We start from the raw sequence: 26,589 nt of genomic DNA, 5'->3' as shown, positions 1-26,589 counted from the left end.
ATTGAAAAATAAAGAAAAATTACTGTTTAAAGCGAATGATATCGTTTGCTTTTTATGAATCGAATGTGTAGGATATAAAAGTATAGATAATAATTATTCTTATCTAGAACAATAATAAACAAAAGTGTTTATAGGAGGAAATTTGATGAAAGTTGTAGTAGTTGGATGTACTCACGCGGGTACTGCTGCAGTCAAAACAATCTTAAACGATAATCCAGGAACAGAAGTCGTTGTATACGAAAGAAATGATAATGTTTCATTCTTATCTTGTGGGATTGCTTTATACGTAGGGGGAGTTGTTAAAGACCCTCAAGGACTATTCTATTCTAGTCCAGATGAATTAGCTTCATTAGGAGCTACAGTTCGTATGGAACACGATGTAACAAGCATCGACACTGTTGGTAAAACATTAACAGTAAAAGACTTAAAAACAGGTGAAGAAAAGACTGATTCATTTGATAAATTAGTACTTACAACTGGATCTTGGCCAATTCTTCCTCCAATTCCAGGACGTGAATTAGAAAACGTTCAATTATGTAAAAACTACAACCAAGCAAAAGAAATCTTTGCTAAGAAAACTGACAAGAAGAAAGTTGTTGTTGTCGGTGGTGGATACATTGGTATCGAATTAGTAGAAGCATTTGCTTTAGAAGGTAAAGAAGTAACATTAGTTGACGGATTAGACCGTATCTTAAACAAATACTTAGATCCAGAATTCACTGATATCTTAGAAGAAGACTTACGTGCACGTGGCGTACAAGTTCGCTTAAACGAAATGGTTAAATCATTCGAAGGCGAAAACGGCGTTGTTAACAAAGTTGTAACTTCAGGTGGCGAATACGAAGCTGACATGGTAATCTTATGTGTTGGTTTCCGTCCAAATAACGACTTAGTAAAAGACCAATTAGAAACAATGCCTAACGGTGCTATCATCGTTAACGACTACATGGAAACATCTGTTAAAGATGTATATGCTGCAGGAGATAGCTGTGCGGTTAACTACAATCCAAACGGTGGACATGCATATATTCCATTAGCAACAAACGCTGTACGTATGGGTTCATTAGTTGGTAAAAACATCAACGGTCACAAAGTGAAATACCGTGGAACTCAATCAACATCTGGATTACACTTATTCGGATGGAACATTGGTTCAACTGGGGTTAACGTAGGTAGCGCACCTCACTTTGGATTAGATGTACGTTCTGTATACGTGGTAGATAACCACCGTCCAGAATTCATGCCAACATACGAAAAAATCTACATGAAATTAGTTTATGAAGTAGGTACAAACCGTATCGTAGGTGGACAAGTAATGTCTAAATACGACTGTACAGCTTCTGCAAACACATTGTCATTAGCAATCCAAAACAAAATGACAATCGAAGACTTAGCTTATGTAGACTTCTTCTTCCAACCAGTATTCGACCGTCCATGGAACTACTTAAACATCTTAGGACAAGCTGCTGTTGAACAAGAACGGGTATTAGCAGAAAGTAAATAATAAACTGTAGAAAGAGGATACTTCTATCCTCTTTTTTGATGTAATGATAATTGTATGCCCGAAATTCACTTTGATATGCCCCCCTCTAAAGTAGACACAAAAAAAGTAAACTACTTTAGAGGGGGCGTTTTTAGATTGGTTAAGAAACATACTGAAAAAGAATTAGAACAAAAAAGTGATTTAAGTATTTTAAAAGCAAACTTTTCGAAGCTGTTCATAATGCTTCATCCTAGAAGAAAAACAGTTGTATTTATGATACAATAACTGAGATACAATAAAAAAAGTGTGGAATTCACTATAAGAAAAGGGGAGGACGGTTGTGCATAGACTGAAAAAGTTTGGGATCAGGCTTTGGAATATTATTCAAGAAAATTTAATGCACGTAAATATTGGTGTAGAATCTGCCGCATTAACGTATTATATTTTGCTATCCATTATTCCTATTATCATGTTAACTGCCAATATAATTCCGCTTTTACCCATTCCTATTGATGTTATTTTTAAAACAATGAGAACCATTTTTCCTGCGGACATTAATGAAGTGTTGATTCCGATTTTAAGGAATTACCTTAGCAATTTTAATGGTGGAGCTCTTTCATTGGGGCTTTTAATCTTATTTTGGCCTGCTTCTCAAATGTTTAGTAGTTTACAAAGAGCATTGAATGTTTTATATGGTGCTCCTGTTCGAAGAAATTTTATTTTTGAGAGATTTTTTGCGATTGTAATTGCGATGGCTGCAATTTTAATGATTTTTGCAGTTTCTGTATTGTTTATCTTTGGAGAACAGTTTTTACGCCTTATTGGTGATTTTTTCTCTTTGAATTTGTCAACCATTATTTTAGATTTTTCTTTTATAAAATGGGCGATACTTTTTATAACGGTATTTTTATTGCTAAGTTTTATGTATTTTTTAATTCCAAACGTAAAATGGTCTTTCCTTTATGCTTTACCAGGGGGATTTTTTGCAACAATCGGTTTTGTATTAATCTCGCAACTATTCTCTATTTATATCCATTATGCTGGACGTAATTTAACGGCAAATGGTGCGTTTGGGACATTGATTGTATTTATGATTTGGCTGTATTTTATAGCCAATGTAATGATTTTAGGCGGAGTTCTGAATGTCATTATTTATCGATTTAGACACCCTAAAAAAGAAACTGAAGGAGTAACTGATGAAAAAAAAGAACTTAATGTACAATGATAAAGATTCACGAATCGATTATGGTGTCATTCTTCCAGTATTATTGTTAGCTTTTATTAGTATTGCTACACTATTTTCAACGACATATTTAATTAGTGGAAATGGTTCATTAAGAATGGTACTCATGCAGGTTGTGTGGTATGTAGTTGGAGTCATTGCAATTATTGTAATTATGCAATTTGATTCGGAACAGCTATGGAAACTTACCACATGGGTCTATATTTTAGGCTTACTCTTACTATTAGCCGTACTTTTTCTTTATGATAGAGCTACTTTTGCTGATACAGGGGCGAAAAGTTGGTTTAGATTCGGAACTTTCTCATTTCAGCCATCTGAGGTCGTGAAGATTTTTTATATTTTGATTTTAGCAAAAGTTGCGACTTCTCATAATATGAAGACAAAATATAAGACTAGAAGAACAGACTGGCAATTATTCATTAAATTAGTGTTATGGGCTGCTCCCGCATTAGTGTTAGTAATTCTACAAAATGACTTAGGAACGACTTTAGTTTTCTTAATGATTTTAGGAGGGGTTATGATTATGTCAGGGATTAGTTGGAAGATTCTCCTTCCAATTATCATTACAGTTATTTTAATAGGAGCCCTTTTAATCTATTTAGTAGTTTATAACCGTCAATTACTATTAAATATTGGATTTAAAAATTATCAATTTGCTCGAATTGATTCGTGGTTGGATCCATATCGTGATCAAGGTGGAAATGGGTTCCAATTATTCCAAAGCTTGAAGGCAATCGGTTCTGGTCGGATGTTTGGTAAAGGATTTGGCGTCTCTGATGTTTATGTTCCAGTTCGAGAATCTGACCTTATTTTTGCGACAATTGGAGAAAACTTTGGGTTCCTAGGGGGAACATTCTTAATCGCGATTTACTTTATTTTGATTTATCAAATGATTCGCGTTTGCTTTGATACGAAGAATGAGTTTTATACGTATATCGCAACAGGCGTTATTATGATGATTCTATTCCACGTTGTTGAAAATATTGGAATGACCATTGGGCTATTACCACTTACAGGGATTCCATTGCCATTTATTTCTCAAGGGGGATCGAGTCTTCTTGGAAATATGATGGGGATAGGACTTATTATGTCGATGCGTTACCACTTCAAGAGCACTATATTTGATGATGAAGAAGATGCATTCGGAGCAAAACACCAGGATGCAACCATGTTACGTTTACGTCAGGAGGATGGAAAATGATTGTTTATGTTCACCCAACATGTACGACTTGTAAGAAAGCTTTAAAATGGTTCGAATTAAATGGAGTAAAGTTTGAGCAAAAGGATATTCGTGAGAATCCGCCAACAGCCAAAGAACTTTTATCCATTAAGAAAAATCAGAATTTAGAGTGGAAAAAAATGGCGAATACGAGTGGAGAACTTTACCGCTCGCTGGGCTTAAAAGATAAACTGCCTGCGATGAGTGATGAAGAAGCAGCAAGTCTTCTTTCAAGTAATGGGATGTTAATTAAACGTCCGCTTGTATTGGATAATGGTGAAGCAACATTCGGCTTCAAAGAAGAAGTGTATGAAGAGAAATGGAAGAGATAAGATGAAAAAGTATAGTGAAAATGGACTATGGATTAAACAAGACGGTTCAGAATATGTGATTGGTCTTTCGCAAAAAGGACAAGATGACCTTGGAGATGTGAACTTTGTGGAATTACTAAAAAGTGAGTCAGTTACTCCAGAAGATTCGATTATTAGTGTCGAAGCTGCAAAGGCAGTGACAGAATTATTATCTCCACTGAGCGGAACAGTAGTGGCTTTCCATGATGAATTAGAAGATAATCCAGAGTTCTTAAATGAATTAGAAGAAGAGAAAAACTGGATTGTTCGTCTAAATGGAGTAGATGAAGCTGCATTCAATGCTTTATTGGATGAAGATTTTCCATGTGAACAATGTGAAGTGAAATAAAAAACTACGACTTCTCAGCAAATGAGAAGTCGTAGTCTTTTATTATACATTTTATTTTGAACGAATCACACGTTCGACAAAGTTATCAAATAATCCTTGCATTACATTGCTATCTTCAATTAATAATTCTGGATGCCATTGAACGGCAACTACACTTTGGTCCTTTAATTTAGATTCGAACGCTTCGATCAGTCCATCCGTACTCCAAGCAACTGGAATAAAGTCAGAGGCCAATTGTTTAACCGCTTGGTGGTGGTAAGAGTTCACTGGAGTCGTTGTTCCAAGAACGCGAGAAAGCTCGCTGCCACTTACGATTTGAATCGTATGTGTTGGTTGGCTTGGCATTGTTTTTTGTGTATGTTTCACAGAAATATTTTCGTATTGTGATTCGATATCTTGGTAGAGTGTTCCACCAAAAGCGACGTTTAGAATTTGTAAGCCGCGACACACTGCAAAGATGGGTTTGTGTTGTCTATAAGCTTCTTTAATGAGCTCAATTTCAAACGCATCACGAGCAGGGTAAGTACGTTCTAATTTTAAGTGCGGTTCTTCGCCATATAATAATGGAGAAACGTCTTGTCCACCCGCTAATAGAAGTCCATCTACCCGTGAGATGAATTCTTTTGCAAATTCTGGGTTACTGATGGGAATAATGACAGGAATTGCATTTGCCTTTTCAAGGCCACGGACAAAACCGTTAGCTGCGTACGATAAAATGTAGCGATCTTCTTCCGTATTATCTTGGCGATGATTTCCCGCAATACCAATAAGTGGATAAGTTTGCATGTGCATCAGCCTTTCTTTCAAAAATATGTTTCATCATACCGCATTTTTATGAAAATGAAAAGCATAATAACACGATTTTTAGAGGGCGTCTATTTGCGAATCGTTCTCAATTAGGATAAAATAAGACAGAATAGAATGATTATAAAGGAGAATGAATCGTGGCAACTTTAGAGATTAGAAATCTACATGTATCGATTGAAGACAAAGAAATTTTAAAGGGCGTTAATTTAACGATTAACACTGGAGAAATTCACGCAGTCATGGGACCAAACGGAACTGGGAAATCAACACTTTCCGCAGCCATTATGGGTCATCCAAGTTATGAAGTAACGCAAGGGGAAATCCTTTTAGACGGAGAAAACGTCTTAGAAATGGAAGTAGATGAACGTGCTCGTGCAGGTCTATTCTTAGCGATGCAATATCCTAGTGAAATCGTTGGGGTGACAAACGCAGAATTTATGCGTTCAGCTATCAACGCTCGTCGTGAGGAAGGCGACAAAATGGGAGTTCGTGAATTCATCAAGAAATTAGATGAAAAAATGGCCCTATTAGACATGCCTGAAGAAATGGCAGAACGTTACTTAAACGAAGGATTCTCAGGCGGTGAGAAAAAACGTAATGAGATTCTTCAATTATTAATGATCGAACCAACCTTTGCGATTCTAGATGAAATTGACTCAGGCTTAGATATTGATGCGTTGAAAGTTGTTTCTCGTGGAGTGAATGCGATGCGTGGAGACCACTTTGGATCATTAATTATTACGCACTACCAACGTCTTTTAAACTATATTGAACCTGATGTAGTACATATTATGATGGATGGCCGTGTTGTGATGACAGGAGATGCGTCTCTTGCTCGTCGCCTAGAAGCTGAAGGATACAAAGGAATCAGTGAAGAATTAGGAATCAAGATTGAGCATCAAGAGTAGGAGTGAGATTGTGGCAGAGACAAAATTAACCATAACACCAGAAGAAATCACCGCATTCTCTCTTACAAAGAATGAACCGGAGTGGTTTCTACAAACACGTCTAAAAGGCTTAGAACTTGCTAAAACGCTAGACTTACCTTTTATTGAACGTGTGAAATTCCACCGTTGGAACTTATTTCAGACTTCAATCGGAGAAGGCACTTCAATGATTGAGGAGCTCCCAAAAGTGATCCCAACAGCAGCTGGGAGTGCCAAAATTGTACAACTAGGTGCAGTCTCTTACTGGGAAGAAATGAATGCTGAAACAGCGATGAATGATGTACTGGTAATGGATTTATTTGACGCTTTGGAACAATATCCAGAGCTTGTAAAAACTTACTATATGACAAAAGCAGTACCAGTAGATGAAGATAGCTTAACGGCTTACCACGCAGCTATGGTCAACTCAGGAGTATTTATTTATATTCCTAAAAATGTAGCTGTGGAAGAGATTATTGAGTCTCATTTCGTTCAAAACAACTTAGTGGACGAAGCGTTCGTGAAACATGTTTTAATCGTGGCGGATGAAAATAGTTCGGTCTCTTATGTAGAACGTTTTGAGAGTGTTGGAGAAAAAAAGAATACAGCAAACATTGTTGTAGAAGTGATTGCGAAACAAGGCGCGAAAGTTCAGTTTGCGGCTGTGGATACTTTAGGTCAATCAACAGATGCGTATGTGAACCGTCGTGGTTATCTTGAAAAAGATGCAACGATTAACTGGGCACTTGGCATTATGAATGACGGAAATGTGATTGCAGACTTCGACTCTGAATTACGAGGAGATGGCTCTCATTCACAAGTGAACGTTATCGGTATTTCTACAGGACGCCAAGTACAAGGAATTGATACGCGTGTGACAAACTATGCACCACATTCAGTAGGACATATCTTGCAACACGGTGTTATTTTAGATAAATCAACCTTAACCTTTAACGGAATTGGACATATTATTAAAGGAGCGAAATTCGCAGATGCCCAACAAGAAAGTCGTGTGCTTATGCTTTCAGAAGGCGGACGTGGAGACGCGAACCCAATTCTATTAATCGATGAAAATGAAGTAACGGCTGGACACGCAGCAAGTGTGGGACAAGTGGATGATGAACAATTATTCTACTTAACAAGCCGTGGAATCTCAGAAGCTGAGGCAAAACGCCTCGTGATTCGTGGCTTCTTAGGAGCCGTGATTCGTTCAATTCCTTCAAGTACTCTTCAAAAAGAACTTGTAGATATGATTGAACAAAAGTTGGTTGCAAGCTATGATTAGTAAATCGATTCGAGAAGACTTTCCGATTTTAAAGCGTGAAGTAAACGATGAAGTGCTTGTCTATTTAGACAATGCGGCAACCACGCAAAAGCCACGCCCAGTCGTAGAAGCTGTTGAGAAATTCTATGCCACTCATAATGCGAATATTCATCGTGGGGTGCATACATTAGCACAGGAAGCGACCGATTTGTATGAGGCAGCTCGAGCTAAAGTGATGAAATTTATCAATGCTAGTAGTGCCAAAGAAGTGCTCTTTACGCGTGGAACGACAACCAGTTTAAACTGGATTGCACAAGGATTTGCACAGGGCCGCCTCCAAGAAGGAGACGAAATTTGGATTAGCCCTGCTGAGCATCATTCGAATGTAGTTCCTTGGCAACAAGTGGCCAAACAAACAGGAGCCGCCTTACGTTATTTTTCACTGACCAAAGAAGGCGAGTTGGATCTTGAAGCAGTTGAAGATTCTTTAACCGAGAAGGCGAAAATCGTATCGATTAATCACGCTTCAAACGTTCTAGGAACGGTAACGGATGTGAAACGTGTAGCAGAAATGGTTCACGCAGTAGGAGGAGTCCTTGTTGTGGATGGTGCTCAAGCAGCGCCACATCAAAGAGTGGATGTCCAAGAGTTAGACTGTGACTTCTACGCCTTTAGTGGACACAAGATGCTGGCTCCAACAGGAATTGGTGTCTTGTATGGAAAAGAAGCACTTCTTCAAGAGATGAATCCTGTCGAATTTGGTGGCGAAATGATTGATTTCGTGTACGATGAGGAGAGTACATGGAATGAATTGCCGTGGAAATTCGAAGCGGGTACTCCAAATATCGCAGGAGCCATTGGACTAGCGGCAGCTATTGATTATTTAGAAGAAATTGGGATGGAGAATATCCATCAGCATGAACAAGAAATAGTCGCGTATCTCTTACCGAAAATGCAAGAGATGGAAGGTGTGACGGTATACGGGCCAAGTGATCCAGAAAGACATTCTGGAGTCATTAGTTTTACCATTGGTGGTATCCATCCACACGACATCGCAACGGCGCTTGATATGGAAGGATTTGCGGTTCGCGCAGGACATCATTGCGCGCAGCCTTTAATGAGATGGCTCGATGTACCGGCAACGTGCCGTGCAAGTTTTTATATCTATAACACGCTTCAAGAAGCAGAGCAGTTTTTAGAAGCATTAGAAAAAGTAAAGGAGTTTTTCCAATATGGCCTTATCTAAATTAGATCAGCTTTATCGTCAGGTGATTTTGGATCATTCTTCTCATCCGCACCATAAAGGACTGGTGGATGATGCGAGCATTCCAACGATTGAATTTAATAATCCTACGTGTGGAGATGTGTTGCAGTTACAACTGATTGTAAACGACATCGGCGTGATTGAAGATGTTCATTTTGACGGACACGGCTGTACGATTAGTATGGCGAGTGCCAGCATGATGAGTGATGCGATTATTGGAAAAACGATTGACGAAGCGGTCTCTTTAGCCGAAGACTTCTCTAGTCTGGTTCAAGGGGAAACTGTGGATGAAGAACCTTTAGGGGATGCGGCGCTCCTTGCCGGTGTTCAAAAATTTCCAGCGCGTATTAAATGTGCCACTCTTGCGTGGAAAGCATTAGAACGTGCAGTAGAAAACGAGAAATCATAAGAAAGTGGTGACAAAATGAGTGGAGTTCCTGAATTAGCCGATTATAAATATGGCTTTCATGAGGATGTAACACCTGTTTATGAAACAGGAATGGGATTAAGTGAAGAAGTCGTTCGTACGATTTCAAAGGTGAAGGACGAACCACAATGGATGCTTGATTTCCGATTAAAATCATTAAAGACGTTCCAAAACATGCCAATGCAAACTTGGGGTGCGGACCTATCAGATATTGATTTTGATGCAATTACTTATTTTAAACGTGCCAGTGATAAACCAGCGCGTTCATGGGATGATGTTCCTGAAAAAATTAAAGACACCTTCGAGAAAATCGGGATTCCAGAAGCAGAACGTGCTTATTTAGCAGGTGCTTCAGCACAATTCGAGTCTGAAGTGGTTTACCATAATATGAAAGAAGAATTCGATAAACTTGGAATTATTTTTACAGATACAGATTCTGCTTTGAAAGAATATCCAGAATTATTCGAAAAATACTTCGCCAAACTTGTACCACCAACGGATAATAAGTTGGCTGCTCTAAACTCAGCAGTATGGTCAGGTGGAACGTTCATCTATGTACCAAAAGGTGTGAAATGTGATGTGCCACTTCAAACGTACTTCCGTATCAACGACCAAAACATGGGACAATTCGAACGTACGCTCATCATCGTGGATGAAGGGGCTAGCGTACACTATGTTGAAGGATGTACAGCTCCAACGTACTCTTCAAATAGTTTACATGCAGCAATCGTTGAAATCTTCGTTGAAGAGGGTGGATATTGCCGCTATACAACGATTCAAAACTGGTCGGATAATGTGTATAACTTGGTAACGAAACGTGCCAAAGCAGCTGCTCATGCAACCGTTGAGTGGATTGATGGAAACCTTGGTGCGAAGACAACGATGAAATATCCATCCGTCTTCCTAGAAGGACCATATGCGAAAGGAACAATGTTATCGATTGCGTTTGCCGGAGAAGGCCAACACCAAGATACAGGTGCGAAAATGATTCACAATGCGCCACATACTTCAAGTTCAATCGTTTCAAAATCGATTGCTAAAGATGGCGGAGCGGTGAACTATCGTGGTCAAGTAACGTTCGGTAAAAAATCAGATTATTCGATTTCTCATATTGAATGTGACACGATTATTATGGATGACAAGTCGAAATCAGACACGATTCCATTTAACGAAATTCATAATGATAAAGTGGCGCTTGAACACGAAGCCAAAGTGTCAAAAATTTCAGAAGAGCAATTGTTCTACTTGATGAGTCGTGGAATTAGCGAGTCAGAAGCAACTGAAATGATTGTCATGGGATTCGTTGAACCATTTACAAAAGAACTTCCAATGGAATATGCCGTTGAACTAAACCGTTTAATTGCGTACGAGATGGAAGGTAGCGTTGGTTAGTTTATAGTAATACCCTAGAAACGTTGATTTAATAACGTTTCTAGGGCTTATTTTTTTATAAAATTAAAAGCTGACCCAGATAATGACCCAGACTTGTTTTAAAAATTGACATATTTAGCAAAATTATCGGCTATTTCATCTCTTTGCTTTTCTGTTACATGAGTATAAATATCCATAGTAGTTTTGATGTTAGTGTGTCCTAATCTTTCTTGAACTACTTGAATAGGGGTACCCATTTCAAAGAGTAGTGAGCAATGACTATGACGGAAACCGTGAATAGTTATCTTTTTAAGATTGTACGTTTTAATAATAATATCTAGCCAATCATTTACATAACATGGACGGTATAACCTGTTATTTCGATAAGTAAATACTAACTGAGGTTTATTTAATGAGTTGATGCCCTTTTTCATGAGTTTTTGAGCTTGCTCAAGTTTCCATTTTTTGAGAGTTAATACCGTTTCATTATCAATACTCACGGATCTAACAGATTTATTAGTTTTAGGAGTAGAGATAATAGGAATATCATTTTCATCTAAAGAAACGCCTTTTGTGATATGGATTATTTTGTTATCAAAGTCAATATCAGACCATTCAAGGGCTAAGGCTTCACCTTTTCGCATACCAGTAAAAGCAAGTATACGGAAAAATGCATTAAATTTTAAGTTTCCGTAGTCTTCTAAGCAACTGAAAAAAATTTTTAATTCTTCAGTAGAGTAGAATTTGTTTATTTCTAATACATGAGCCTTCTTTTTAGGTAGTCTAACCTTTTTCATAGGGTTATCACTAATTAAATTTAGTTTTATAGCATAGTCAAACACTTGCTGTGTGATACCTTTAGGGTATTTAGCACTGTTAAAGTGTTCTGCTCATTGATTTACAAGCCTTTGACAGTCAATTACAGAAAAACTGTCAATTCTTTTATTACCAATTTTAGGTAAAATATGCAGCTTAGAGTATCTTACAGTAGTTGCATAAGTACCAGGCTTAACAACGTTCCTATGTTCTATTAGAAACAGTTCATATACCTGCTTAAAAGTATATTTTATGCTGTTATTTTTAAATGCATTATTCTCATAATCTAGTTTCAATCTAGCCTCAACTAGTGTAGCCTCTTTTCGTGTCTTTATACCTCTTCTAGTGGTTTCTCTTTGCTTTCCTGTCAAAGAGTCAACACCTAAGTAAATTTTAACCTTATATCTTTTTTCTCCGTCTTTAGTTTTATATTCAATTATCATATTTTATCCTTTCTATCTCCACCCCCACGGCAAAAATAAAAAGCATACTAAGTATATGATTGCTGCTATTTAATAAAAATTACTGTTTTAACTCATTTTTGAGTTTATTAAGTTCTAAGTTAGAATTATCGAGGATTTCAATAATTTTTTTAGCAATATTCTTATCAATCTCTTCAACAGAAGAAACTGATAAATTGTTTTCAACAGTATTGGAAGAACTAATAAGATCATAGATTTTGTTAATTTCATTTTGATTAACTCTGATTACAGAATTTATAAGTTTTTTAGTACTTGTTGGAGTAGATAGAAATTCATTAAATTTTGTAATAACGAATTCTGCAATTTCATTATATGTAGACTCTGATATATCAGTTGAATTTAATGCGTTACGGATATAATCAATAAATTGATTACTATATTTTTCGATTAAAGTTTTATCAGAAAAAGATAGAGTCAATTTATTTTGAATAAGTGAATTGCAAAGAAACAAAGCATATTCAATTTTAGATCCTTTTAATAATTCATCGATTGTAACATTCCCGATTTTTGCAATTAAATTCAAACGTTCAGGATTAGGAGATGTTCGTCCTTTTTCCCAAGATGATACATTACTATCAGTAGCGTTGAAAAGTTGACCAAACTCTTTTGTGGTCATTCCTTTTTCGAGTCTAATTTTCCTTATACGTTTACCAATTGATTTTTTTTCCTCTTTTGATAAAGCCATATTACACCGCCTTTCAATTAGCATTATAATTGAAAGAAAAAAGAATAACAATAAAAAAACCGTTGAAAAACGTTTGTAAATTATTGACATTCGATAAAAAAGTGTTATACTAATCTTGTAACCGTTGAAAAGCGTTGAATACAAAGGAGGTGGTTTAATGTTAAATACAATTAGAGGTTACCGTATTATGATAGGGAAAACTCAAAAAGAGTTTGCAAAACTCTTAGGGATTTCAGAAGGGAGTTATAGGCATAAAGAATTAGGAAAAAATGAATTTAAGCAAACTGAGATGAAGAAAATCATAGATGAAATTAATGGAAATGGAATCAAAGTATCATTAGAAGATATTTTTTTTAACTAATAACCGTTGAAAAACGTTGATAAGGAAGTGGTTATATGACAGTACAAGGGTTACCCGTTTTCCTCCCTGAAAATGTACAGGAAAAAATTTTTGAGGAAATACTAGAACTAGCCTATAAGGCTGTTGAAAAAGCAAAAGAAGAAGTAAAAGCAACTACAAATACTCGTTATTTGAATAAAAAAGGGCTGTGTGAGTATTTTACATGTGCACCTAGAATTATTGAGCAATGGCAAAGAGAAGGGCTTAGAAGCTTTCAAAAAGGCAACCAGATTATGTTTGACTTGAAAGACGTTCACGAGTTCTTAGAAAAAAAGAAATTTTAATACTACCCCCACGGCAAAAATTTAACGATCTATAGGAGCGTGAACAATGAATAACTATTTATTTTATGAGTATCCTTTACAGGTTTCACCTTCTCTTTGTGAGGAAATTGGAGTCAATGAGGCGATATTTATACAACAATTACATTATAGACTACTTAGAACGAATCAAGAGATAAATGGACGGAAATGGATATGTATAACTTACGGCGAATTACAACAAGATTTAAGATTTTTTTCATTGAGTACAATCAAACGAATAGTAAAAAGCCTGGTGAACAGAAAAGTTATATCAGTTGAGAATTTTAACGGGATTAAAATGGATAATACCAACTGGTACACCATTAATTATGAAAAATTATTTTCATTGATGAGTAGAAAGAATGGAGGAATATAGCAATGAAGATGACGAAAGAGGTAAAAACTATGGAACAAATAGAAAATGTAAATGTTCAAATACAAGAGTTGACCAAAATTATTACAGACCTCAAAATAATGAGATTATCAACAGAAAGTGTTGAACTACTGAAAGAACACAAAGAACTATACATTTATAAATCAAGCGAATTACTAAATGTTTTTTTTGATAAATTCTACAACATTGAACAAACTTTAGACGATACAGCTTTCTACTTTCAAAATTTAGTTGAAGAATGGGAAAAACAAGAAAAAGACCGTTCTGTACAGAAATAATTAGCAGTAACAATGAACTAAATAAAATAGAGGTGTAGATATGAAAACAAGAAATGAATTAATTGAATACTATATTGATAATTTAGAATTTGAGGAAAATAATATCGTTGATGAATTAAAAGAGGAATATAAGAAAAATCGCTTTCTCCATTTGCTTGCTGAAGGAGTAATTCAAAATTTAGTATCTTTTGAAGAGTTTGATGCTTATGATACCGCGACAACCGATTTTGTGACCATTCTATTATGTAATGCTTTTGTTTTAGGATACGAGCAATGTAAGAAGGATATTATCAAAGACATTAAAGGAACAACAAAAAAACGCTAAAGGAAACCGAAAACCTAAAGCGCCATAACCAATATAATTATATATTAAAAATAAATTATTGGCAATGGTTAAAAGTTACAAAACGCGCAAGAAAGGAGCTTTACATTTGCCTATTTATTTAGAAAGAGGATTTAAAAATAATCAGATTGAAGTGCTGCAATATACCACTTCAAGTTTTGAATGGTTATCAGTATATAAACCGAAAATTATTGATAAAAAGCCAACAGAAACAAATGAGGAATATTTAAAACGACTTGAAGAACTGAAACCAACACAACAGTATTTTATTAGTGGATACATTGAACCGGACGAAAATGGAAAGTTTAAAAGAAATAATGAGAGTCTTGTTAGAAGAGATTTAATCATTATTGACTACGATGCAATAGATTATTCAAGTAAGGACTTTAAAAAACGTATTGTGGATAGACTACCTAATACAAATATCATTATATATCCAACTATTAGATATAAGGATGAAAAACCACGTTTCAGAGTTGTTGTAGAGCCGTCAAGACCGTTGTTGAAATATGAATACCTTAAGATGTTAAAAGAAATTACGAATAAAATTAACCTTCCTTATGATACAGCGAGTGAAACATGGAGTCAGTGCCAAGGGTTACCCGTTTTGACCGAATGGAATAAAAATGAAGGCTTAACTGTGTATAGAGGTGATCATTATGAGGTGCCAAATAATATTGAACCACCAATACAACGCAAACCGTTTAAAAATACATTTAATGATAGTACTGTGGACGCTATTTCACACCAAAAAGCGATTGAGATATTTAAAGAGTATTTAAAACATGAGGAGGCGAATTTATACGAGTATGACAACGCTATTCATGTGATTTTAGTACTTGCTAAAGCTGTACAAGAAGGAGAAATTGAATATAATACCGCGCTAGAATGCAGCGAACTGCTTGCGCTGGGAAATGCCGAATGGATAGAAGGGAATAGAGAACAACTTAACCGAGCTATTCAGAAAACGGAAATAAGAACACCATACACGTTTTACAGAAAGTTCTATGATTTATTTCAACAAAAAGAATTAAGAACGATGAAGGACGTATACAAAGCGTTAGAAGAGCAGGGAGAAACGTGGAGAATAGAAAACGCTGAAAATAACGAAAAAACAGGGAAAGTTAAATACTCACAAGTACCATATTTTAAAATAGCAGAAATCATTGTAAGAACAATTCCTATAATTCTGTTAGGAGATATGACGTCTAAAGATAGAAGTTTACTATACTACTACAATTTTGAAACAGGCTTGTATACCTATAGCGATATTGAGATAAATAATTTGATTTTAAAAGTAGAGTACCGCGCCCAGGTTGGAACATTCAAAAATGTGGTAGAGATTATCAAAACGCTAGTGCCGTTAAAAGAACAATTACAAGATAGAAATTTAATACCTGTTGAAAATGGTATTTTCAATCTTAAAACAAAAGAATTAGAACCGTTCAGTGCTGATTATATTATTACAAGTAAAATTGCCACAGCATACAATCCAAACGCTAAAAAGCCTCATTATTTCGATGTTGATGGTTGGTTTAGCAGCTTAGCATGTAAAGATGATGAAATTGTTACCTTATTGTGGGAAATGATTAACGAGGCAATAAACCCAAACTATACAAGAAAGAAGATAGGCTTTCTAGTTGGTGCTAGTGGTAACAACGGGAAAGGAACCTATCAAATGTTATTAGTCAATCTGATCGGTAAGAAAAATGTTTCTACTTTAAAACCTAATGAATTTTCAGAAAAATTTAAAACAGCCCAAATAATCGGGAAAGTTTGCAACATCGGTGATGATATAGGAGATGCCTACCTTGATGACATTTCTAATTTAATGAGTATAGCAACAGGGGACGGTATTACAGTGGAGGAAAAAGGGCAAAGAGCCTTCTCAATCTATACAAGAGCATTCTGTCTATTTAGTGGTAATAGCTTGCCACGAGCAAGAAATAAAACAGGATGGATTAGAAGGATGTTAATTATCCCGTTTAATGCCGATTTTAGCGGAAATGTGGAAAATTCAGACATTAAAGAAAAGTTTGTATCAGATAAAAATGTATTAGAATATGTGCTATTTAGAGCCTTAAATTTAGAGTTTGAGCAGTTTTCAAAGAGTAAGGCTGTAGAAGAGGCTTTAAGAGAATACAACAAGCATAACGATTATATACAGGCTTATATTGAAGATGCTTATATTCCTAACGAATACCATCTACTAGAAAAAGTACCCTTAATATTCATTAGAAGAGATATAAAACGATATTTTGAAGAAGAAGGGTTAAAGCAACATTTACCGTATGGTTTTGGTAATGAAGTAGCTGTAAGGTTATCAAAAACGACCAAAGGGGTTTATAAATTAAAAAAAGGAAGGCTAAAAATTGAGGATATAGATACATTTCCAAGTTGGACTGTATCAGAAATTAATACAAAAAATGTTACCAATATAATTTTTAAAGAATAAATGTTGCCGTTTGTTGCCGTTGTGTTGACATTATAAGGCTACAACGTCAACAAAAAATGAATTGATTTAACAATGATTATTTAAGTTTGTTGCCGTTGTTGACGTTCTTTATATATTCTTACGTGAAGAAAATATATAAAAAACAAATATATATATTATACGCGCATAAGAAATACAAAAGAACGTCAACAAGTGCTACAACGTCAACAAGAACTTAAAAACATTGATTTAACAACGTTTTAAGCTGTTGACGTTCTTGAAAACAACGTCAACACAACGTCAACAAAATAGAGTTGGAAGGAGGTGAATAGATGGAGATAAAATTTAACTACAAAAAGAGTAAGCAGAAATTAAAAAAAGAAATTGAAAAATATATATTGTGCAGCATGATTATCTTCAAGCAAACACAAATTAAGTTTGATAAAGATTTTATTTTAAGTGAACCTCCTGGGTATTCTCCTACAAATACTGAAGAATTTTCTTTCTTACAAACCTTCAATGAGGTAGTTAATAGCTTATCAAGAGAAGGGAGAGAAATCTTTATTAGATCCTTTCTTTTAAATGAGTCTGATATTAAGATAGGCAGAATTTTAAATTTCAGTGAGTATTCTATACGAGATAGAAGAAAAGAGGTTTTGAAAAATGTTTCTATTCTCTTAGGCTGTGCAGAATTTGAAAGAAGTGGTAAAAATTGACATTACAAAATTAAATATAAATTTTCCTAGGACACAAAGAAATGTTGAGGGAAAAATAACCCAATACATTAATGATAAGACACGACTATTCAAAAAGAATAGTGAAAGAATAACCAGCGTACTAGACACACCACCAACAAAAAGCAATAAGCTTTATAACTCTAAGATTGAGAAAGTTGTTTTAAACAGACTCCAATCAGAAGAAATTGAACGATGTGAGCAATTTGAACAATGTATATCTTTACTAAGTGAAAAAGAAAAACACTTGATAGAGATGTACTACATTGAAGGGTTATCTATCAAACAAATTATGAATATTAATCAATTGAGTAAAAAAAGTATAGATAAAATCTTTAGAGAAACAATCATAAAAATTGCAACGTATAGCGGATGCCTAGTTATAAATAACGATTTTATAAAAGGGGGTGAGGCAAATGCCAAAGAATAAGGATTACATTCTTTACAGCACAAAATACCATAAGAGTATAGATAAAGGCGATGAAGTCACAAGTATAGTGGAAGGATTGCAGAAAGGTAAAAAAAGTAAGGTTGTAGGTTATGATTTATTCCATCCTGGGGGATTTAAAAGATTAATAGTAAAAACTGATACAGATATAACCTTTACAATCAATGAAAATAATTTAGTATATTGGGAAGACTACATAAGCTTACGAACTTTATTAAATGATAACTTATAAAGAGAGGAGTGAACCAAATGCCAAAAAATAAAGATGATATTATAAACGGTACAAAATATCATTCAAGCATAAAGAAAGGCGATGAAGTCACAAGTCTTGTTTATGGAAAACATCGAGGTACGAAAAGTACAGTCATAGGATATGCTCCAATTCAATTCGGTGGTTATTTTCCATCGTTATTAGTCAAAACATATACAGGATATAGGTTTTGTATCAAACAAAATCTTTTGTGCTATTGGGAAGATTTTCCTAAATTAAAAAAATACAATTAAAAATGAAATGAGGAAATAATTATGACAAAAACTTTAAACGAATTACAAAAAGAATTTGAAACATTGGTATCAAATAATAAAAATGAAATCAAAACAGTTACTCAAAAATTAGAAACGAAAAAGAACGAAATTACAGCTTTACAAGCTCAATTAAAGAAAGCTGAAAAAGATATTAATCTTAATAAATTTGAAGAGGTAAGCAAAGAAATTTGGGTTGTAGAACAAACTATTAAGATGTTAGAAAAAAAAGTAAATAGCCTTCAAACAGAACCACTTATTACAAAAGAACAAATGTTTTTATACGAAAATGAAATCAAACAAAGAACAGAAGAACAAAGAGATAGTGCTAGAGAGCTATTCAATAATGTTAAAGAAGAACTAAAAAAAGCAATTTTATTAGAATTAGATGCACGAGTGAAAGGGCAACAATTGTTAGATGATCTAGTAAGTAAAATTGTAAGAAATAATAAGCAGTATTTTGTAGCAGAAAATGGTACTCTTAGAGGGATGAATTTATATTTAAATCACCGTGAAACAACGCTAGATTATGAAGTGAAGGTATTCATGGAAGAGGTACTAAAATAAAAAAAGTAGTTTAAATATCTATCTGAAATACGTATTAAACACTAATGAATTTAACACAATGAGAAAATGTAAATTCAAAAAGCAAAAGTTTAATAAATGTTATTAAATCAATAGTTTAGAGTGCCACTTGAATTTAACACAATCTAAGATATGATAAATTCAGAGGTGGCACAGAATAAGGGTAAAAAGGGGGATTGAAATGCCAAAAAAACACAATGAAAGCCTAAGAAGTGATGCATATTTTAGAAGTATAGCGGTAGGAGATGTAGTAACTACAACTAAAAACGATTATAGACGAGGAAAACCCTCAACTGTAATTGCTGTAGGGGCAGTATCTTTAGATGAATACCTTAGACTAAAGGTAGAAACTTGCGACAAAGAAGAGTTCTTTGTATCACAACAAGACCTAGTGTATTTTGAAGACTACCCCCTCCTATACCCGTACTGATCACATAAAAAATAATACCGCCCTCTATAAAATGAACCTCCATTCAAATTGTAGAGGGCGATTTATTAACCAGGTACACATACTAATACAATGGAATATATTTAAAACTATTCGTAATAGTATTAAAATAAACAATAGAATGATACTATCAAGCATTATCCCCTTACTTAAGCTAGAATAGTGCTATATTCTTCCAAAGTGAATTTAAGTTGATTAGAAAAAAATTTTTTCATAAAGTTTTAAAGAAGGCAAACACAGAGAGCAATAAGCAATATAGTTACAAGATAGTAGGTATAGGTGGTAGTAGTGGGTATGAGAGAGGCAGCATAGATACATCTATAAAACAGAAAAATAAAAAATAATTTTTTTTATTATTAAATATCTGTTCTAACCAGGAACAGGAACCAGGAACAGGAAGAGCCAACAAGCTCCATACATAGGGGGGAGGGGACCCTACCCCAACCCTTTGGCGACCTCCCAGGCAGTATTGTACAAATTTTCTCGCGGGAAAATCATTTGAAGGAAATAACTACGAATAGTAAAGGGACTTAAGAGGTATAGAAGTACAAATATATCCATTATAAAAAGATGAAACTTGTTTGTAGATGTATAAAAAAAGAAAAGTTAGCTTAGGCGCCGGATAAAAATCCTTTTGGTGCCAAACCAACTTTTCTTTTAATAAAATTATACCCTATTAAACTATTATTTTATCAAGAAAAAAAGTAAAAACAAAAAAGAAATTGAAAGGTAAAGCGTATGAAAGTGCCTATAATGAAAGGATAGAATTATGTATAACAATGTGTATGATCGTTTAGAGTATTTTTCAGAGGAACTTGTGAAACGATACGAAAAAAAATTCAACGTTTCTTTAGAAGATGCCATTTTTTTTAATCCTGTTAACATAGCACAACACCCAGAAGAAATAGAAGAAGCTATTGAACGACTAGAAAATTCTTTAAAAACAGGAATTCCGTTAAACGATGATGATATACAACTGTATAATCCTGATGTTATTTATTAAAACTAACAATTCCTTATTAAATAAAAAAAATAGCTGTCCATTGGACAGCTATCCATTTACATCGGCGTACTTACATTACGCTTAATAGAACATCGATTTGTAAATGTAAACAGTATACTTCTATCTGTAAAGGTATAATATAACACCATTATGGAAATTGCAAGCGAAAATGTTTAGGTAAACAAAATGTTTTTATATCACCTATACACGAATGCCATATATAGTTAGCAATAATATCACTTGCTTGAATAAGATAGTTATTCTTTGAATCACAGTATTTTATTTTTAAAGTTAAATTTCCGTGTAAGATAGGTGGATATGTTCTACCATAATCAAAATTTGAAATACCATGTAGTAATTCTTCTTTTATAGAGTTTTCCAAATCATACCATCCATTTGTGGCGGTATGCTGCTCATCGATATTTATAATCAATTCAATATCATCATGAGCTGAAATTATATTTCTATTGATCAAGTCGTTAATTTTATCTTTTACTAATCTCTTAATAATATAATCTTTGTATCTGAAACGGGATAATTTTTCAGATAATATGTGTGGATAAACTCTACTTATATCAACTGAACAAGAAATACTCTCATACATAGATAGTACGTTTACTAAAGCACGTTTATGCTTTTTCTTAAGGAAACACGCTTTTAATTCTCCAGGATACCCATTTACATCTTTTATATCATTACATAGTTTTTTATATTGTCTTTTCGCCTTATCTTTAGTATTATTACCCACAAAAACATAACCAGCATAAACAAAAAAACCGCTTTTCTCATTTTTATGCAAGGTTCCAGAATCGTCTAAGAAAAAATATATCCGCTTCAAATTTCCACTTCCTACCATATATATTCAAAATGAGTATATCACTTAATTACTAGTATTTCACTATTATTTTTTCGATTAATCATATTTATTTATCATTCTTTTCGTCCTTACCGTGAGGGTGGAAATGTTTTAATTATACTGACCCAGAAATTGACCCAGATTTAAATTTATTCAAGTATACATTTATAAACGATTAAATACTAAAAACGTTGAAATAACAACGTTCATAAACTGTTGTAAAGTGATGTGATTTATTATTTTTTAATGGAAGGTAGCGTAGGTTAATTTTTAATTAGACCATAGAAACGTTGGTAGCTCAATGTTTCTATGGTTTCTTTTTTTATTGAACCTTAAATTATTTCTCGATGAATCTCTGTTAGGAATCTGTAAGGTAGGCTGTAATTCAATGAATAATCTATTCCAAATGGAAAGGGATTCTTTATAGTTCTATATTATTTATAAAATATTTTTAAAGCGAGTATATTACACTTGTATTATATTCGAGACATGTTATAATATGTTCATCAGAGATAAAAAGAAAGGAGAATGGGAATGAGAAAACAACCGTGGTCGAACGAAAATAAGACAGAGCGGATTAACTTCACGATTGAACCTTCTTTAAAAGAAGCATTTTTGAAGATAATTTCGACTGATGTTTCAACTTATTTTAGATCGGTCATCGAAAAAGAAGTCGAAGGTCATCAAAAAAAAGTTGAAAACTGGCCGGATGCCATTAAGAATTTATTGCATGGGCAATTTAAGGCATTCTCCGAGCAAGTATTTGGAACATTTAATTACCGAGGACGAAACTATCCTTATAAGATTTTGGACGTTATGTCCGTTGAAGAAGGCCAACCACTTGAAGTCATTGACTATGAAGATGGATTGGTTTATGTTAAAGTGATTGAGGAGCTCAATCCAGAAAAATTAGTATATGTAACTTTATAGAAAGAAGGAAATTTATCATGCCATTAACAATTATTATTATCGCTTTAGTATTAGTTTTATTAATTATCGCGTTCAAATCAATTCGTATCGTACAACAAGGACACAAAGCTGCTGTTCAATCATTCGGTCGTTATGTTGGGGAATTAGGACCAGGGTTACACTTTGTAACACCAATCATTCGTAATATTGCTTATGTAGTAGATATGCGTCAACGTTCATTAGATTTAGATCCACAAGAAATCATTACAAAAGACAACGTTAATTTAACAATTGATGCTTCAGCTAAATATCATGTAGATAATCTTGAAGAATACTTATATGGAAACACAAACCCAGAAGGATTATTACTTTTAGATATCCAAAACGAATTACGTGACATCATCGGTACAATGACGATGGCTGAAATTCTTGGTGGGACAAACAAAATCAACACTGACTTAAATCAACGTGTATTCGGTAAAACAGACTCTTACGGGGTTACAATTGACCGTGTTAACATTGGTGAAGTTATTCCTCCACAAAGCATCGTTGAAGCGATGAACAAACAAATCACTGCTGACCGTGAACGTGATGCTGCGTTAATCGCTGCTGACGCTCGTCAAAAAACAGTTGAAATGGATACAAGAACTCAAAACAACAAATTATTAGCAGATGCTCGTGCTCATGCTGAAAAAATCGCAATTGACACTCAAGCAACTGTTGCTCAATTAACAGCCATCAACAACGCATTAAATGAATCTAACTTAAATGCGGCTGCGTTAGAATACTTAGCAATCGACGCTAAAAAAGCTCTTGCTGAAGGTCCAAACAATACAGTTGTATTGATGGATGGACAAAATAATGCAAAAATTGCAGAAAACATTGCTTCATTAGCATCAGGACGTAAAGTTTGGGACGAAGCAGGTAAATAATCATGAAACAACGAGCTAGCAAATCTTTCTTTAGATTGAAGTGGCTTGCCATGTTGATTATCAGTTTCTTCATGATGGGAACTTTCCAAAGTATTACTGTAAATACAGTATATGCAGAAACGACCTCAGATAATTCTAGTAAAATGGTGGGGTCGTATGAAACTACGGTTAGTGTTCAGGCAAACAAAAATTTTAATGAAACAATTACGGTTCCTTTAAAGTTTAACAATCCTGATTATGATTCTGTGAAAATACCTGTTCAACTCAACAATCTAAAAGAAGGAAACTATAAACTTCAATTTTTTGTATTCAGAGAAAATAAAAAATACAAAGTAGATGTCTTTCTCTTAAATAAAAATGGTCTATCTATTCACCTTGAATTTATTGATTTAGTGGATGGGAAAGTCGTTAAGCCATTCCAATATGATAGAGCAACGGATGAAAGAGATGTAGAGGAGATGACGACTGAAGCCGTAAATGCAAAAGAAAATCAGTCTAATCTTCAATCTTCGAATCAAAAAAATAATGACAATAACTCAAAGACCAATACGTACGATAGTGAAAAAAAATCTAATACAAATGACAATAAAAAAAATAGCTTCTTTTTGAATAATTTAAATTTAAAAGACGGCGGGTTTTATTATGTATTAGGGCAAGCTTTGTTTTTTATCGTATTAATTCTAATGGTATTTGTTTTTATTGGTAAAAAACAAAATAAGGCAAGAAATAACTCACAAAAAGAGAACTCTAATATAAATATGAGGTCTCCTAAGAGAAATGAACGACGACAAAATAATACGGATTCTAGATTGGAAGAAATTCCACAAAGAGTTTATCGTCCACGTCATAGTATTTCGAATCCAAAACAACGTTCTCAAGCTAAAAAACAAGCGACTAAACAGGCATTACAGTCTACAAATCGCCAAAGAACTCAACAGAGCCCAGAAGAGTTTGTTGGAACTCAACGTCCAACAAGACCATTAGTGTATAAGACAAAATCTAAAGAAAAGTCGCATACTTTACCAAGAGTACTTTCTAACAAATCTCTTCCTCGAATCATAAAAACAGTTCGCTTAAAATAAAGAATCAAATCCTCTAAGTTGTAAAAGACTTAGGGGATTTTTTTACAGGGAAGCATTTGCAGTCTATAAAGAATGGGAGTATTCTAAGTGAGAAGGGTGGAATATAGATGCAAGAAATACAAAAATTAATGAAAAAAATTGAGGCTGATCCACAAAATGTTGCGTATACAAAAGCTGGAATTAAACCATTATTTTCTGCGCCTCGAAGCGCAAAGATTTTGATTGTTGGACAAGCTCCTGGAATTAAAGCGCAAGAGAGTCGCTTATTTTGGAATGATCAAAGTGGCGATAATCTAAGAAGCTGGATGGGAGTTGAACGTGATTTCTTCTATCAATCCGATTTATTTGCAGTTGTTCCAATGGATTATTATTATCCTGGAAAAGGGAAATCAGGAGATCTTCCACCACGTAAAGGATTTGCAGAAAAATGGCACGAAGCCACATTAGCCTTAATGCCGGATATTGAACTGATTATATTGGTTGGAAAATACGCACAAGACTATTATTTAAAAAATACAAAGAAGAAAAACTTAACGGAAACAGTGAAGGCGTATAAAGAATACTTGCCAAAGATGTTTCCACTCGTACACCCATCTCCTTTAAACCGTCGATGGATGGCAAAAAATCCATGGTTTGAAGAGGATGTTTTACCAGAATTTAAAAAGAGAGTTCAAGAAATCATTAAAGGAGCCAAGTAATGAGAACAGAGGTATATCCAGAAATCGAAATCTATAACGAACATATGATTCCAGTGAGCGCCTTGCATACTATTTACGTGGAAGAGTCAGGAAATCCATTAGGACATCCAGTTGTTGTTTTACACGGCGGACCAGGAGGGGCATCCTCTCCAGCGAATCGTCAGTTTTTTGATCCAGAATTTTATCGCATTATCCAATTTGATCAACGTGGATGTGGAAAGAGTACCCCTTTTGCATCGTTAGAAGAGAATACTTCACATGATTTAGTAGCGGATATGGAGAAGATTCGTACCACATTAGGGATTGATAAATGGCTTGTATTTGGTGGCAGCTGGGGAACAACGCTAGCCTTACATTACACGATTGCACATCGTGAACGCGTCGTAGGATTGATGCTTCGTGGAATCTTCCTTGGTCGTCAAAGCGATGTAGATTGGTTATATCAAGATGGGGCGTCTCATTTTTATCCAGAGAACTTCGAGAAGTTTAAAGCACCAATTCCTGTTGAAGAACAAGGAGAAATGGTGAACGCGTACTACAAACGATTGACATCAGAAGATGAATCGATTTGTATAGAGGCAGCGCGAGCATGGGCAGAGTGGGAACATGGACTCGTGAAATTAATTCCGTATGAGCCGATTATATGGGATGAAGCAGGAATTAGAGGGGCGCTTACGATTGCGCGAATGGAATGTCACTTCTTCTATCATCATTGCTTTGTGGAAGACGATAATTACATCTTGAATCGTGCAGAGGCCTTCAAGGGAATTCCAATGCATATCGTTCACGGCCGTTATGATGTGGATTGCCTGCCAAGTGCGGCGTTTGAACTCGCTCAAGCTGTCGAAGGTGCAGAATTGATTTTTGCCAAAGCAGCAGGACATACCGCGATGGAACCTTCAACAATAGAAGCGTTAGTTGGCTTTAGTGAAAAATGCAAAATCTATTTTAAATAAAAAGAAAGGCTCGCAGAATGGATCTACGGGCCTATTTTTATGTTTAGATTTTTTCAAGAAGCATTGCAGCAATGCGCTCCACATCGCGGTTACTTCCGCGTAATTCAAATTCATCAAGCACTGGGAATCCAAAGCGCTCAGAATATTGACGGGCGGTGAGGCAAAATTGCTTATTAAAGTTACGATTTCCGCTACCAATGACACCAAAGCAATGGGCGTAATTATGTTCGTAGGCTAAGAAATCACCTAGTGGATTCGTTAAGACTTCCACATCTCCATTATCCACGCCATTTCCACCTTCTAAGTAAGTTGGGAGAAAGGTAACGAATGGTTTGCCTACTTTGAAGTAGTCTTCTTGGCCTTTAACAAGGTCTTTCACATTGGTTAGCGTCACTTGTAAGGATGGTTCCAAAAAATGTAAATGGTCTTTTAGACGAGTGACAAAGTTATGTGTATTTCCTGTTAAGCTAATATAAATAATTGGTAATTCTTTCGACATTGAAAGACCTCCTTGGAAGACTTTTATTGTCTATAAGTATACCGTACTTTCGCGAATCCTTCTAGAGGGTGTTTTTAAAC

At 34.7% G+C, this 26,589-nt stretch carries 34 protein-coding genes; 28 read left to right on the top strand and 6 right to left on the bottom strand.

Going from position 1 to position 26,589, the window contains the following annotated elements:
• Positions 1 to 145: 145 nt before the first annotated feature.
• The 5 genes from ACO5V7_RS01600 (at position 146) to ACO5V7_RS01580 (ending at position 4,644) form a co-directional block, all read left to right on the top strand.
• Entirely contained in the window at positions 146 to 1,504 is a 1,359-nt protein-coding gene (locus tag ACO5V7_RS01600; protein ID WP_485484792.1) for an FAD-dependent oxidoreductase, read from the top strand.
• A gap of 319 nt (positions 1,505 to 1,823) precedes the next feature.
• A complete protein-coding gene (locus tag ACO5V7_RS01595; protein ID WP_485484791.1) occupies positions 1,824 to 2,708 on the top strand; it encodes a YihY/virulence factor BrkB family protein in 885 nt (294 codons plus the stop codon).
• Positions 2,680 to 3,927, top strand: coding sequence for an FtsW/RodA/SpoVE family cell cycle protein (locus ACO5V7_RS01590; protein ID WP_485484790.1), 1,248 nt, complete (start codon positions 2,680 to 2,682; stop codon positions 3,925 to 3,927). Before ACO5V7_RS01595 ends, ACO5V7_RS01590 begins: the two co-directional genes overlap by 29 nt.
• Complete coding sequence (locus tag ACO5V7_RS01585) at positions 3,924 to 4,277, top strand: arsenate reductase family protein (RefSeq protein WP_485484789.1); 354 nt, start codon at positions 3,924 to 3,926, stop codon at positions 4,275 to 4,277. Before ACO5V7_RS01590 ends, ACO5V7_RS01585 begins: the two co-directional genes overlap by 4 nt.
• Position 4,278: 1 nt before the next feature.
• Entirely contained in the window at positions 4,279 to 4,644 is a 366-nt protein-coding gene (locus ACO5V7_RS01580; RefSeq protein ID WP_485484788.1) for a glycine cleavage system protein H, read from the top strand.
• 51 nt (positions 4,645 to 4,695) lie between these two features.
• Here ACO5V7_RS01580 and ACO5V7_RS01575 read toward each other — a convergent pair whose 3' ends face one another.
• Positions 4,696 to 5,430: a gamma-glutamyl-gamma-aminobutyrate hydrolase family protein gene (locus tag ACO5V7_RS01575; protein ID WP_485484787.1), complete on the bottom strand. Its 735-nt coding sequence runs from the start codon at positions 5,428 to 5,430 to the stop codon at positions 4,696 to 4,698.
• A 158-nt stretch (positions 5,431 to 5,588) separates the two neighbouring features.
• Between ACO5V7_RS01575 and sufC the strand changes: the two genes are divergently transcribed.
• The 5 genes from sufC to sufB are packed head-to-tail and all read left to right on the top strand — an operon-like array spanning position 5,589 to position 10,724.
• Positions 5,589 to 6,359: a Fe-S cluster assembly ATPase SufC gene (gene sufC, locus ACO5V7_RS01570; RefSeq protein WP_485484786.1), complete on the top strand. Its 771-nt coding sequence runs from the start codon at positions 5,589 to 5,591 to the stop codon at positions 6,357 to 6,359.
• A gap of 10 nt (positions 6,360 to 6,369) precedes the next feature.
• The gene (gene sufD / locus ACO5V7_RS01565; protein WP_485484785.1) at positions 6,370 to 7,662 is read left to right on the top strand and encodes a Fe-S cluster assembly protein SufD; all 1,293 of its coding nucleotides are present in this window, start codon (positions 6,370 to 6,372) and stop codon (positions 7,660 to 7,662) included.
• Positions 7,655 to 8,887: a cysteine desulfurase gene (locus ACO5V7_RS01560; RefSeq protein ID WP_485484892.1), complete on the top strand. Its 1,233-nt coding sequence runs from the start codon at positions 7,655 to 7,657 to the stop codon at positions 8,885 to 8,887. Before sufD ends, ACO5V7_RS01560 begins: the two co-directional genes overlap by 8 nt.
• Complete coding sequence (gene sufU / locus ACO5V7_RS01555; protein ID WP_298730411.1) at positions 8,874 to 9,314, top strand: Fe-S cluster assembly sulfur transfer protein SufU; 441 nt, start codon at positions 8,874 to 8,876, stop codon at positions 9,312 to 9,314. The genes ACO5V7_RS01560 and sufU overlap by 14 nt, the downstream gene beginning before the upstream one ends.
• Positions 9,315 to 9,329: 15 nt before the next feature.
• On the top strand, positions 9,330 to 10,724 hold the full coding sequence (gene sufB, locus ACO5V7_RS01550) for a Fe-S cluster assembly protein SufB (RefSeq protein WP_485484784.1): 1,395 nt from the start codon (positions 9,330 to 9,332) through the stop codon (positions 10,722 to 10,724).
• A gap of 98 nt (positions 10,725 to 10,822) precedes the next feature.
• Here the strand turns inward: sufB and ACO5V7_RS01545 are convergent, their stop codons facing one another.
• The 3 genes from ACO5V7_RS01545 to ACO5V7_RS01535 form a co-directional block, all read right to left on the bottom strand.
• Positions 10,823 to 11,500 (bottom strand): site-specific integrase, encoded by a 678-nt coding sequence (locus ACO5V7_RS01545; protein ID WP_485484783.1) that lies wholly within the window; start codon positions 11,498 to 11,500, stop codon positions 10,823 to 10,825.
• A gap of 93 nt (positions 11,501 to 11,593) precedes the next feature.
• Positions 11,594 to 11,962 (bottom strand): N-terminal phage integrase SAM-like domain-containing protein, encoded by a 369-nt coding sequence (locus ACO5V7_RS01540; protein ID WP_485484782.1) that lies wholly within the window; start codon positions 11,960 to 11,962, stop codon positions 11,594 to 11,596.
• A 79-nt stretch (positions 11,963 to 12,041) separates the two neighbouring features.
• On the bottom strand, positions 12,042 to 12,686 hold the full coding sequence (locus tag ACO5V7_RS01535) for a helix-turn-helix domain-containing protein (RefSeq protein ID WP_485484781.1): 645 nt from the start codon (positions 12,684 to 12,686) through the stop codon (positions 12,042 to 12,044).
• A gap of 157 nt (positions 12,687 to 12,843) precedes the next feature.
• Between ACO5V7_RS01535 and ACO5V7_RS01530 the strand changes: the two genes are divergently transcribed.
• The 13 genes from ACO5V7_RS01530 to ACO5V7_RS01470 all read left to right on the top strand — a co-directional run bounded on the left by ACO5V7_RS01530 (position 12,844) and on the right by ACO5V7_RS01470 (position 20,577).
• The gene (locus tag ACO5V7_RS01530) at positions 12,844 to 13,047 is read left to right on the top strand and encodes a helix-turn-helix transcriptional regulator (protein ID WP_485484780.1); all 204 of its coding nucleotides are present in this window, start codon (positions 12,844 to 12,846) and stop codon (positions 13,045 to 13,047) included.
• A 35-nt stretch (positions 13,048 to 13,082) separates the two neighbouring features.
• Positions 13,083 to 13,370, top strand: a complete 288-nt coding sequence (locus ACO5V7_RS01525; protein WP_485484779.1) for a hypothetical protein — start codon at positions 13,083 to 13,085, stop codon at positions 13,368 to 13,370.
• 46 nt (positions 13,371 to 13,416) lie between these two features.
• Positions 13,417 to 13,764, top strand: coding sequence for a hypothetical protein (locus ACO5V7_RS01520; protein ID WP_485484778.1), 348 nt, complete (start codon positions 13,417 to 13,419; stop codon positions 13,762 to 13,764).
• Between the two features lie 2 nt (positions 13,765 to 13,766).
• Positions 13,767 to 14,060, top strand: coding sequence for a hypothetical protein (locus ACO5V7_RS01515; RefSeq protein WP_485484777.1), 294 nt, complete (start codon positions 13,767 to 13,769; stop codon positions 14,058 to 14,060).
• A 40-nt stretch (positions 14,061 to 14,100) separates the two neighbouring features.
• Positions 14,101 to 14,385, top strand: coding sequence for a hypothetical protein (locus ACO5V7_RS01510; protein ID WP_485484776.1), 285 nt, complete (start codon positions 14,101 to 14,103; stop codon positions 14,383 to 14,385).
• Positions 14,386 to 14,491: 106 nt separating this feature from the next.
• Positions 14,492 to 16,858: a DNA primase family protein gene (locus tag ACO5V7_RS01505; protein ID WP_485484775.1), complete on the top strand. Its 2,367-nt coding sequence runs from the start codon at positions 14,492 to 14,494 to the stop codon at positions 16,856 to 16,858.
• Positions 16,859 to 17,169: 311 nt separating this feature from the next.
• Positions 17,170 to 17,553 (top strand): hypothetical protein, encoded by a 384-nt coding sequence (locus ACO5V7_RS01500; RefSeq protein WP_485484774.1) that lies wholly within the window; start codon positions 17,170 to 17,172, stop codon positions 17,551 to 17,553.
• A complete protein-coding gene (locus ACO5V7_RS01495; protein WP_485484891.1) occupies positions 17,540 to 18,001 on the top strand; it encodes a sigma-70 RNA polymerase sigma factor region 4 domain-containing protein in 462 nt (153 codons plus the stop codon). Before ACO5V7_RS01500 ends, ACO5V7_RS01495 begins: the two co-directional genes overlap by 14 nt.
• The gene (locus tag ACO5V7_RS01490; protein WP_485484773.1) at positions 17,988 to 18,251 is read left to right on the top strand and encodes a hypothetical protein; all 264 of its coding nucleotides are present in this window, start codon (positions 17,988 to 17,990) and stop codon (positions 18,249 to 18,251) included. Before ACO5V7_RS01495 ends, ACO5V7_RS01490 begins: the two co-directional genes overlap by 14 nt.
• Before the next feature lie 17 nt (positions 18,252 to 18,268).
• Positions 18,269 to 18,523: a hypothetical protein gene (locus tag ACO5V7_RS01485; protein ID WP_485484772.1), complete on the top strand. Its 255-nt coding sequence runs from the start codon at positions 18,269 to 18,271 to the stop codon at positions 18,521 to 18,523.
• Positions 18,524 to 18,544: 21 nt separating this feature from the next.
• Positions 18,545 to 19,108 (top strand): hypothetical protein, encoded by a 564-nt coding sequence (locus ACO5V7_RS01480; protein ID WP_485484771.1) that lies wholly within the window; start codon positions 18,545 to 18,547, stop codon positions 19,106 to 19,108.
• A 199-nt stretch (positions 19,109 to 19,307) separates the two neighbouring features.
• Positions 19,308 to 19,556, top strand: a complete 249-nt coding sequence (locus ACO5V7_RS01475) for a hypothetical protein (protein ID WP_485484770.1) — start codon at positions 19,308 to 19,310, stop codon at positions 19,554 to 19,556.
• A gap of 787 nt (positions 19,557 to 20,343) precedes the next feature.
• Complete coding sequence (locus ACO5V7_RS01470) at positions 20,344 to 20,577, top strand: hypothetical protein (RefSeq protein ID WP_485484769.1); 234 nt, start codon at positions 20,344 to 20,346, stop codon at positions 20,575 to 20,577.
• A 148-nt stretch (positions 20,578 to 20,725) separates the two neighbouring features.
• Here the strand turns inward: ACO5V7_RS01470 and ACO5V7_RS01465 are convergent, their stop codons facing one another.
• The gene (locus ACO5V7_RS01465; protein WP_485484768.1) at positions 20,726 to 21,415 is read right to left on the bottom strand and encodes a DUF3800 domain-containing protein; all 690 of its coding nucleotides are present in this window, start codon (positions 21,413 to 21,415) and stop codon (positions 20,726 to 20,728) included.
• A 552-nt stretch (positions 21,416 to 21,967) separates the two neighbouring features.
• Here ACO5V7_RS01465 and ACO5V7_RS01460 point away from each other — a divergent pair.
• The 5 genes from ACO5V7_RS01460 to pip all read left to right on the top strand — a co-directional run bounded on the left by ACO5V7_RS01460 (position 21,968) and on the right by pip (position 26,010).
• On the top strand, positions 21,968 to 22,363 hold the full coding sequence (locus ACO5V7_RS01460; protein ID WP_039849084.1) for a hypothetical protein: 396 nt from the start codon (positions 21,968 to 21,970) through the stop codon (positions 22,361 to 22,363).
• 17 nt (positions 22,364 to 22,380) lie between these two features.
• Positions 22,381 to 23,274, top strand: a complete 894-nt coding sequence (locus ACO5V7_RS01455) for an SPFH domain-containing protein (RefSeq protein ID WP_005606687.1) — start codon at positions 22,381 to 22,383, stop codon at positions 23,272 to 23,274.
• A 71-nt stretch (positions 23,275 to 23,345) separates the two neighbouring features.
• Complete coding sequence (locus ACO5V7_RS01450; RefSeq protein ID WP_485484767.1) at positions 23,346 to 24,356, top strand: hypothetical protein; 1,011 nt, start codon at positions 23,346 to 23,348, stop codon at positions 24,354 to 24,356.
• Between the two features lie 107 nt (positions 24,357 to 24,463).
• Positions 24,464 to 25,054: a uracil-DNA glycosylase family protein gene (locus ACO5V7_RS01445; RefSeq protein WP_485484766.1), complete on the top strand. Its 591-nt coding sequence runs from the start codon at positions 24,464 to 24,466 to the stop codon at positions 25,052 to 25,054.
• The gene (gene pip / locus ACO5V7_RS01440; protein ID WP_485484765.1) at positions 25,054 to 26,010 is read left to right on the top strand and encodes a prolyl aminopeptidase; all 957 of its coding nucleotides are present in this window, start codon (positions 25,054 to 25,056) and stop codon (positions 26,008 to 26,010) included. Before ACO5V7_RS01445 ends, pip begins: the two co-directional genes overlap by 1 nt.
• Positions 26,011 to 26,053: 43 nt before the next feature.
• On the opposite strand, the gene nrdI is transcribed toward pip, so the two are convergent.
• A complete protein-coding gene (nrdI, locus tag ACO5V7_RS01435) occupies positions 26,054 to 26,509 on the bottom strand; it encodes a class Ib ribonucleoside-diphosphate reductase assembly flavoprotein NrdI (RefSeq protein ID WP_485484764.1) in 456 nt (151 codons plus the stop codon).
• Between the last annotated feature and the right edge of the window lie 80 nt (positions 26,510 to 26,589).

Source organism: Granulicatella sp., from assembly GCF_057274575.1.
This window is presented reverse-complemented; position numbering and strand designations above follow the sequence as displayed.

Excerpts from the sequence above, each read along its gene's own strand:
- ACO5V7_RS01600 (WP_485484792.1), top strand. The coding sequence starts at position 146 with ATGAAAGTTGTAGTAGTTGGATGTACTCACGCGGGTACTGCTGCAGTC.
- ACO5V7_RS01590 (WP_485484790.1), top strand. The coding sequence starts at position 2,680 with ATGAAAAAAAAGAACTTAATGTACAATGATAAAGATTCACGAATCGAT.
- ACO5V7_RS01585 (WP_485484789.1), top strand. The coding sequence starts at position 3,924 with ATGATTGTTTATGTTCACCCAACATGTACGACTTGTAAGAAAGCTTTA.
- ACO5V7_RS01580 (WP_485484788.1), top strand. The coding sequence starts at position 4,279 with ATGAAAAAGTATAGTGAAAATGGACTATGGATTAAACAAGACGGTTCA.
- ACO5V7_RS01575 (WP_485484787.1), bottom strand. The coding sequence starts at position 5,430 with ATGCAAACTTATCCACTTATTGGTATTGCGGGAAATCATCGCCAAGAT.
- ACO5V7_RS01560 (WP_485484892.1), top strand. The coding sequence starts at position 7,655 with ATGATTAGTAAATCGATTCGAGAAGACTTTCCGATTTTAAAGCGTGAA.
- sufU (WP_298730411.1), top strand. The coding sequence starts at position 8,874 with ATGGCCTTATCTAAATTAGATCAGCTTTATCGTCAGGTGATTTTGGAT.
- sufB (WP_485484784.1), top strand. The coding sequence starts at position 9,330 with ATGAGTGGAGTTCCTGAATTAGCCGATTATAAATATGGCTTTCATGAG.
- ACO5V7_RS01545 (WP_485484783.1), bottom strand. The coding sequence starts at position 11,500 with ATGAAAAAGGTTAGACTACCTAAAAAGAAGGCTCATGTATTAGAAATA.
- ACO5V7_RS01540 (WP_485484782.1), bottom strand. The coding sequence starts at position 11,962 with ATGATAATTGAATATAAAACTAAAGACGGAGAAAAAAGATATAAGGTT.
- ACO5V7_RS01535 (WP_485484781.1), bottom strand. The coding sequence starts at position 12,686 with ATGGCTTTATCAAAAGAGGAAAAAAAATCAATTGGTAAACGTATAAGG.
- ACO5V7_RS01530 (WP_485484780.1), top strand. The coding sequence starts at position 12,844 with ATGTTAAATACAATTAGAGGTTACCGTATTATGATAGGGAAAACTCAA.
- ACO5V7_RS01525 (WP_485484779.1), top strand. The coding sequence starts at position 13,083 with ATGACAGTACAAGGGTTACCCGTTTTCCTCCCTGAAAATGTACAGGAA.
- ACO5V7_RS01520 (WP_485484778.1), top strand. The coding sequence starts at position 13,417 with ATGAATAACTATTTATTTTATGAGTATCCTTTACAGGTTTCACCTTCT.
- ACO5V7_RS01515 (WP_485484777.1), top strand. The coding sequence starts at position 13,767 with ATGAAGATGACGAAAGAGGTAAAAACTATGGAACAAATAGAAAATGTA.
- ACO5V7_RS01510 (WP_485484776.1), top strand. The coding sequence starts at position 14,101 with ATGAAAACAAGAAATGAATTAATTGAATACTATATTGATAATTTAGAA.
- ACO5V7_RS01500 (WP_485484774.1), top strand. The coding sequence starts at position 17,170 with ATGGAGATAAAATTTAACTACAAAAAGAGTAAGCAGAAATTAAAAAAA.
- ACO5V7_RS01490 (WP_485484773.1), top strand. The coding sequence starts at position 17,988 with ATGCCAAAGAATAAGGATTACATTCTTTACAGCACAAAATACCATAAG.
- ACO5V7_RS01485 (WP_485484772.1), top strand. The coding sequence starts at position 18,269 with ATGCCAAAAAATAAAGATGATATTATAAACGGTACAAAATATCATTCA.
- ACO5V7_RS01480 (WP_485484771.1), top strand. The coding sequence starts at position 18,545 with ATGACAAAAACTTTAAACGAATTACAAAAAGAATTTGAAACATTGGTA.
- ACO5V7_RS01475 (WP_485484770.1), top strand. The coding sequence starts at position 19,308 with ATGCCAAAAAAACACAATGAAAGCCTAAGAAGTGATGCATATTTTAGA.
- ACO5V7_RS01470 (WP_485484769.1), top strand. The coding sequence starts at position 20,344 with ATGTATAACAATGTGTATGATCGTTTAGAGTATTTTTCAGAGGAACTT.
- ACO5V7_RS01460 (WP_039849084.1), top strand. The coding sequence starts at position 21,968 with ATGAGAAAACAACCGTGGTCGAACGAAAATAAGACAGAGCGGATTAAC.
- ACO5V7_RS01455 (WP_005606687.1), top strand. The coding sequence starts at position 22,381 with ATGCCATTAACAATTATTATTATCGCTTTAGTATTAGTTTTATTAATT.
- ACO5V7_RS01450 (WP_485484767.1), top strand. The coding sequence starts at position 23,346 with ATGATGGGAACTTTCCAAAGTATTACTGTAAATACAGTATATGCAGAA.
- ACO5V7_RS01445 (WP_485484766.1), top strand. The coding sequence starts at position 24,464 with ATGCAAGAAATACAAAAATTAATGAAAAAAATTGAGGCTGATCCACAA.
- pip (WP_485484765.1), top strand. The coding sequence starts at position 25,054 with ATGAGAACAGAGGTATATCCAGAAATCGAAATCTATAACGAACATATG.
- nrdI (WP_485484764.1), bottom strand. The coding sequence starts at position 26,509 with ATGTCGAAAGAATTACCAATTATTTATATTAGCTTAACAGGAAATACA.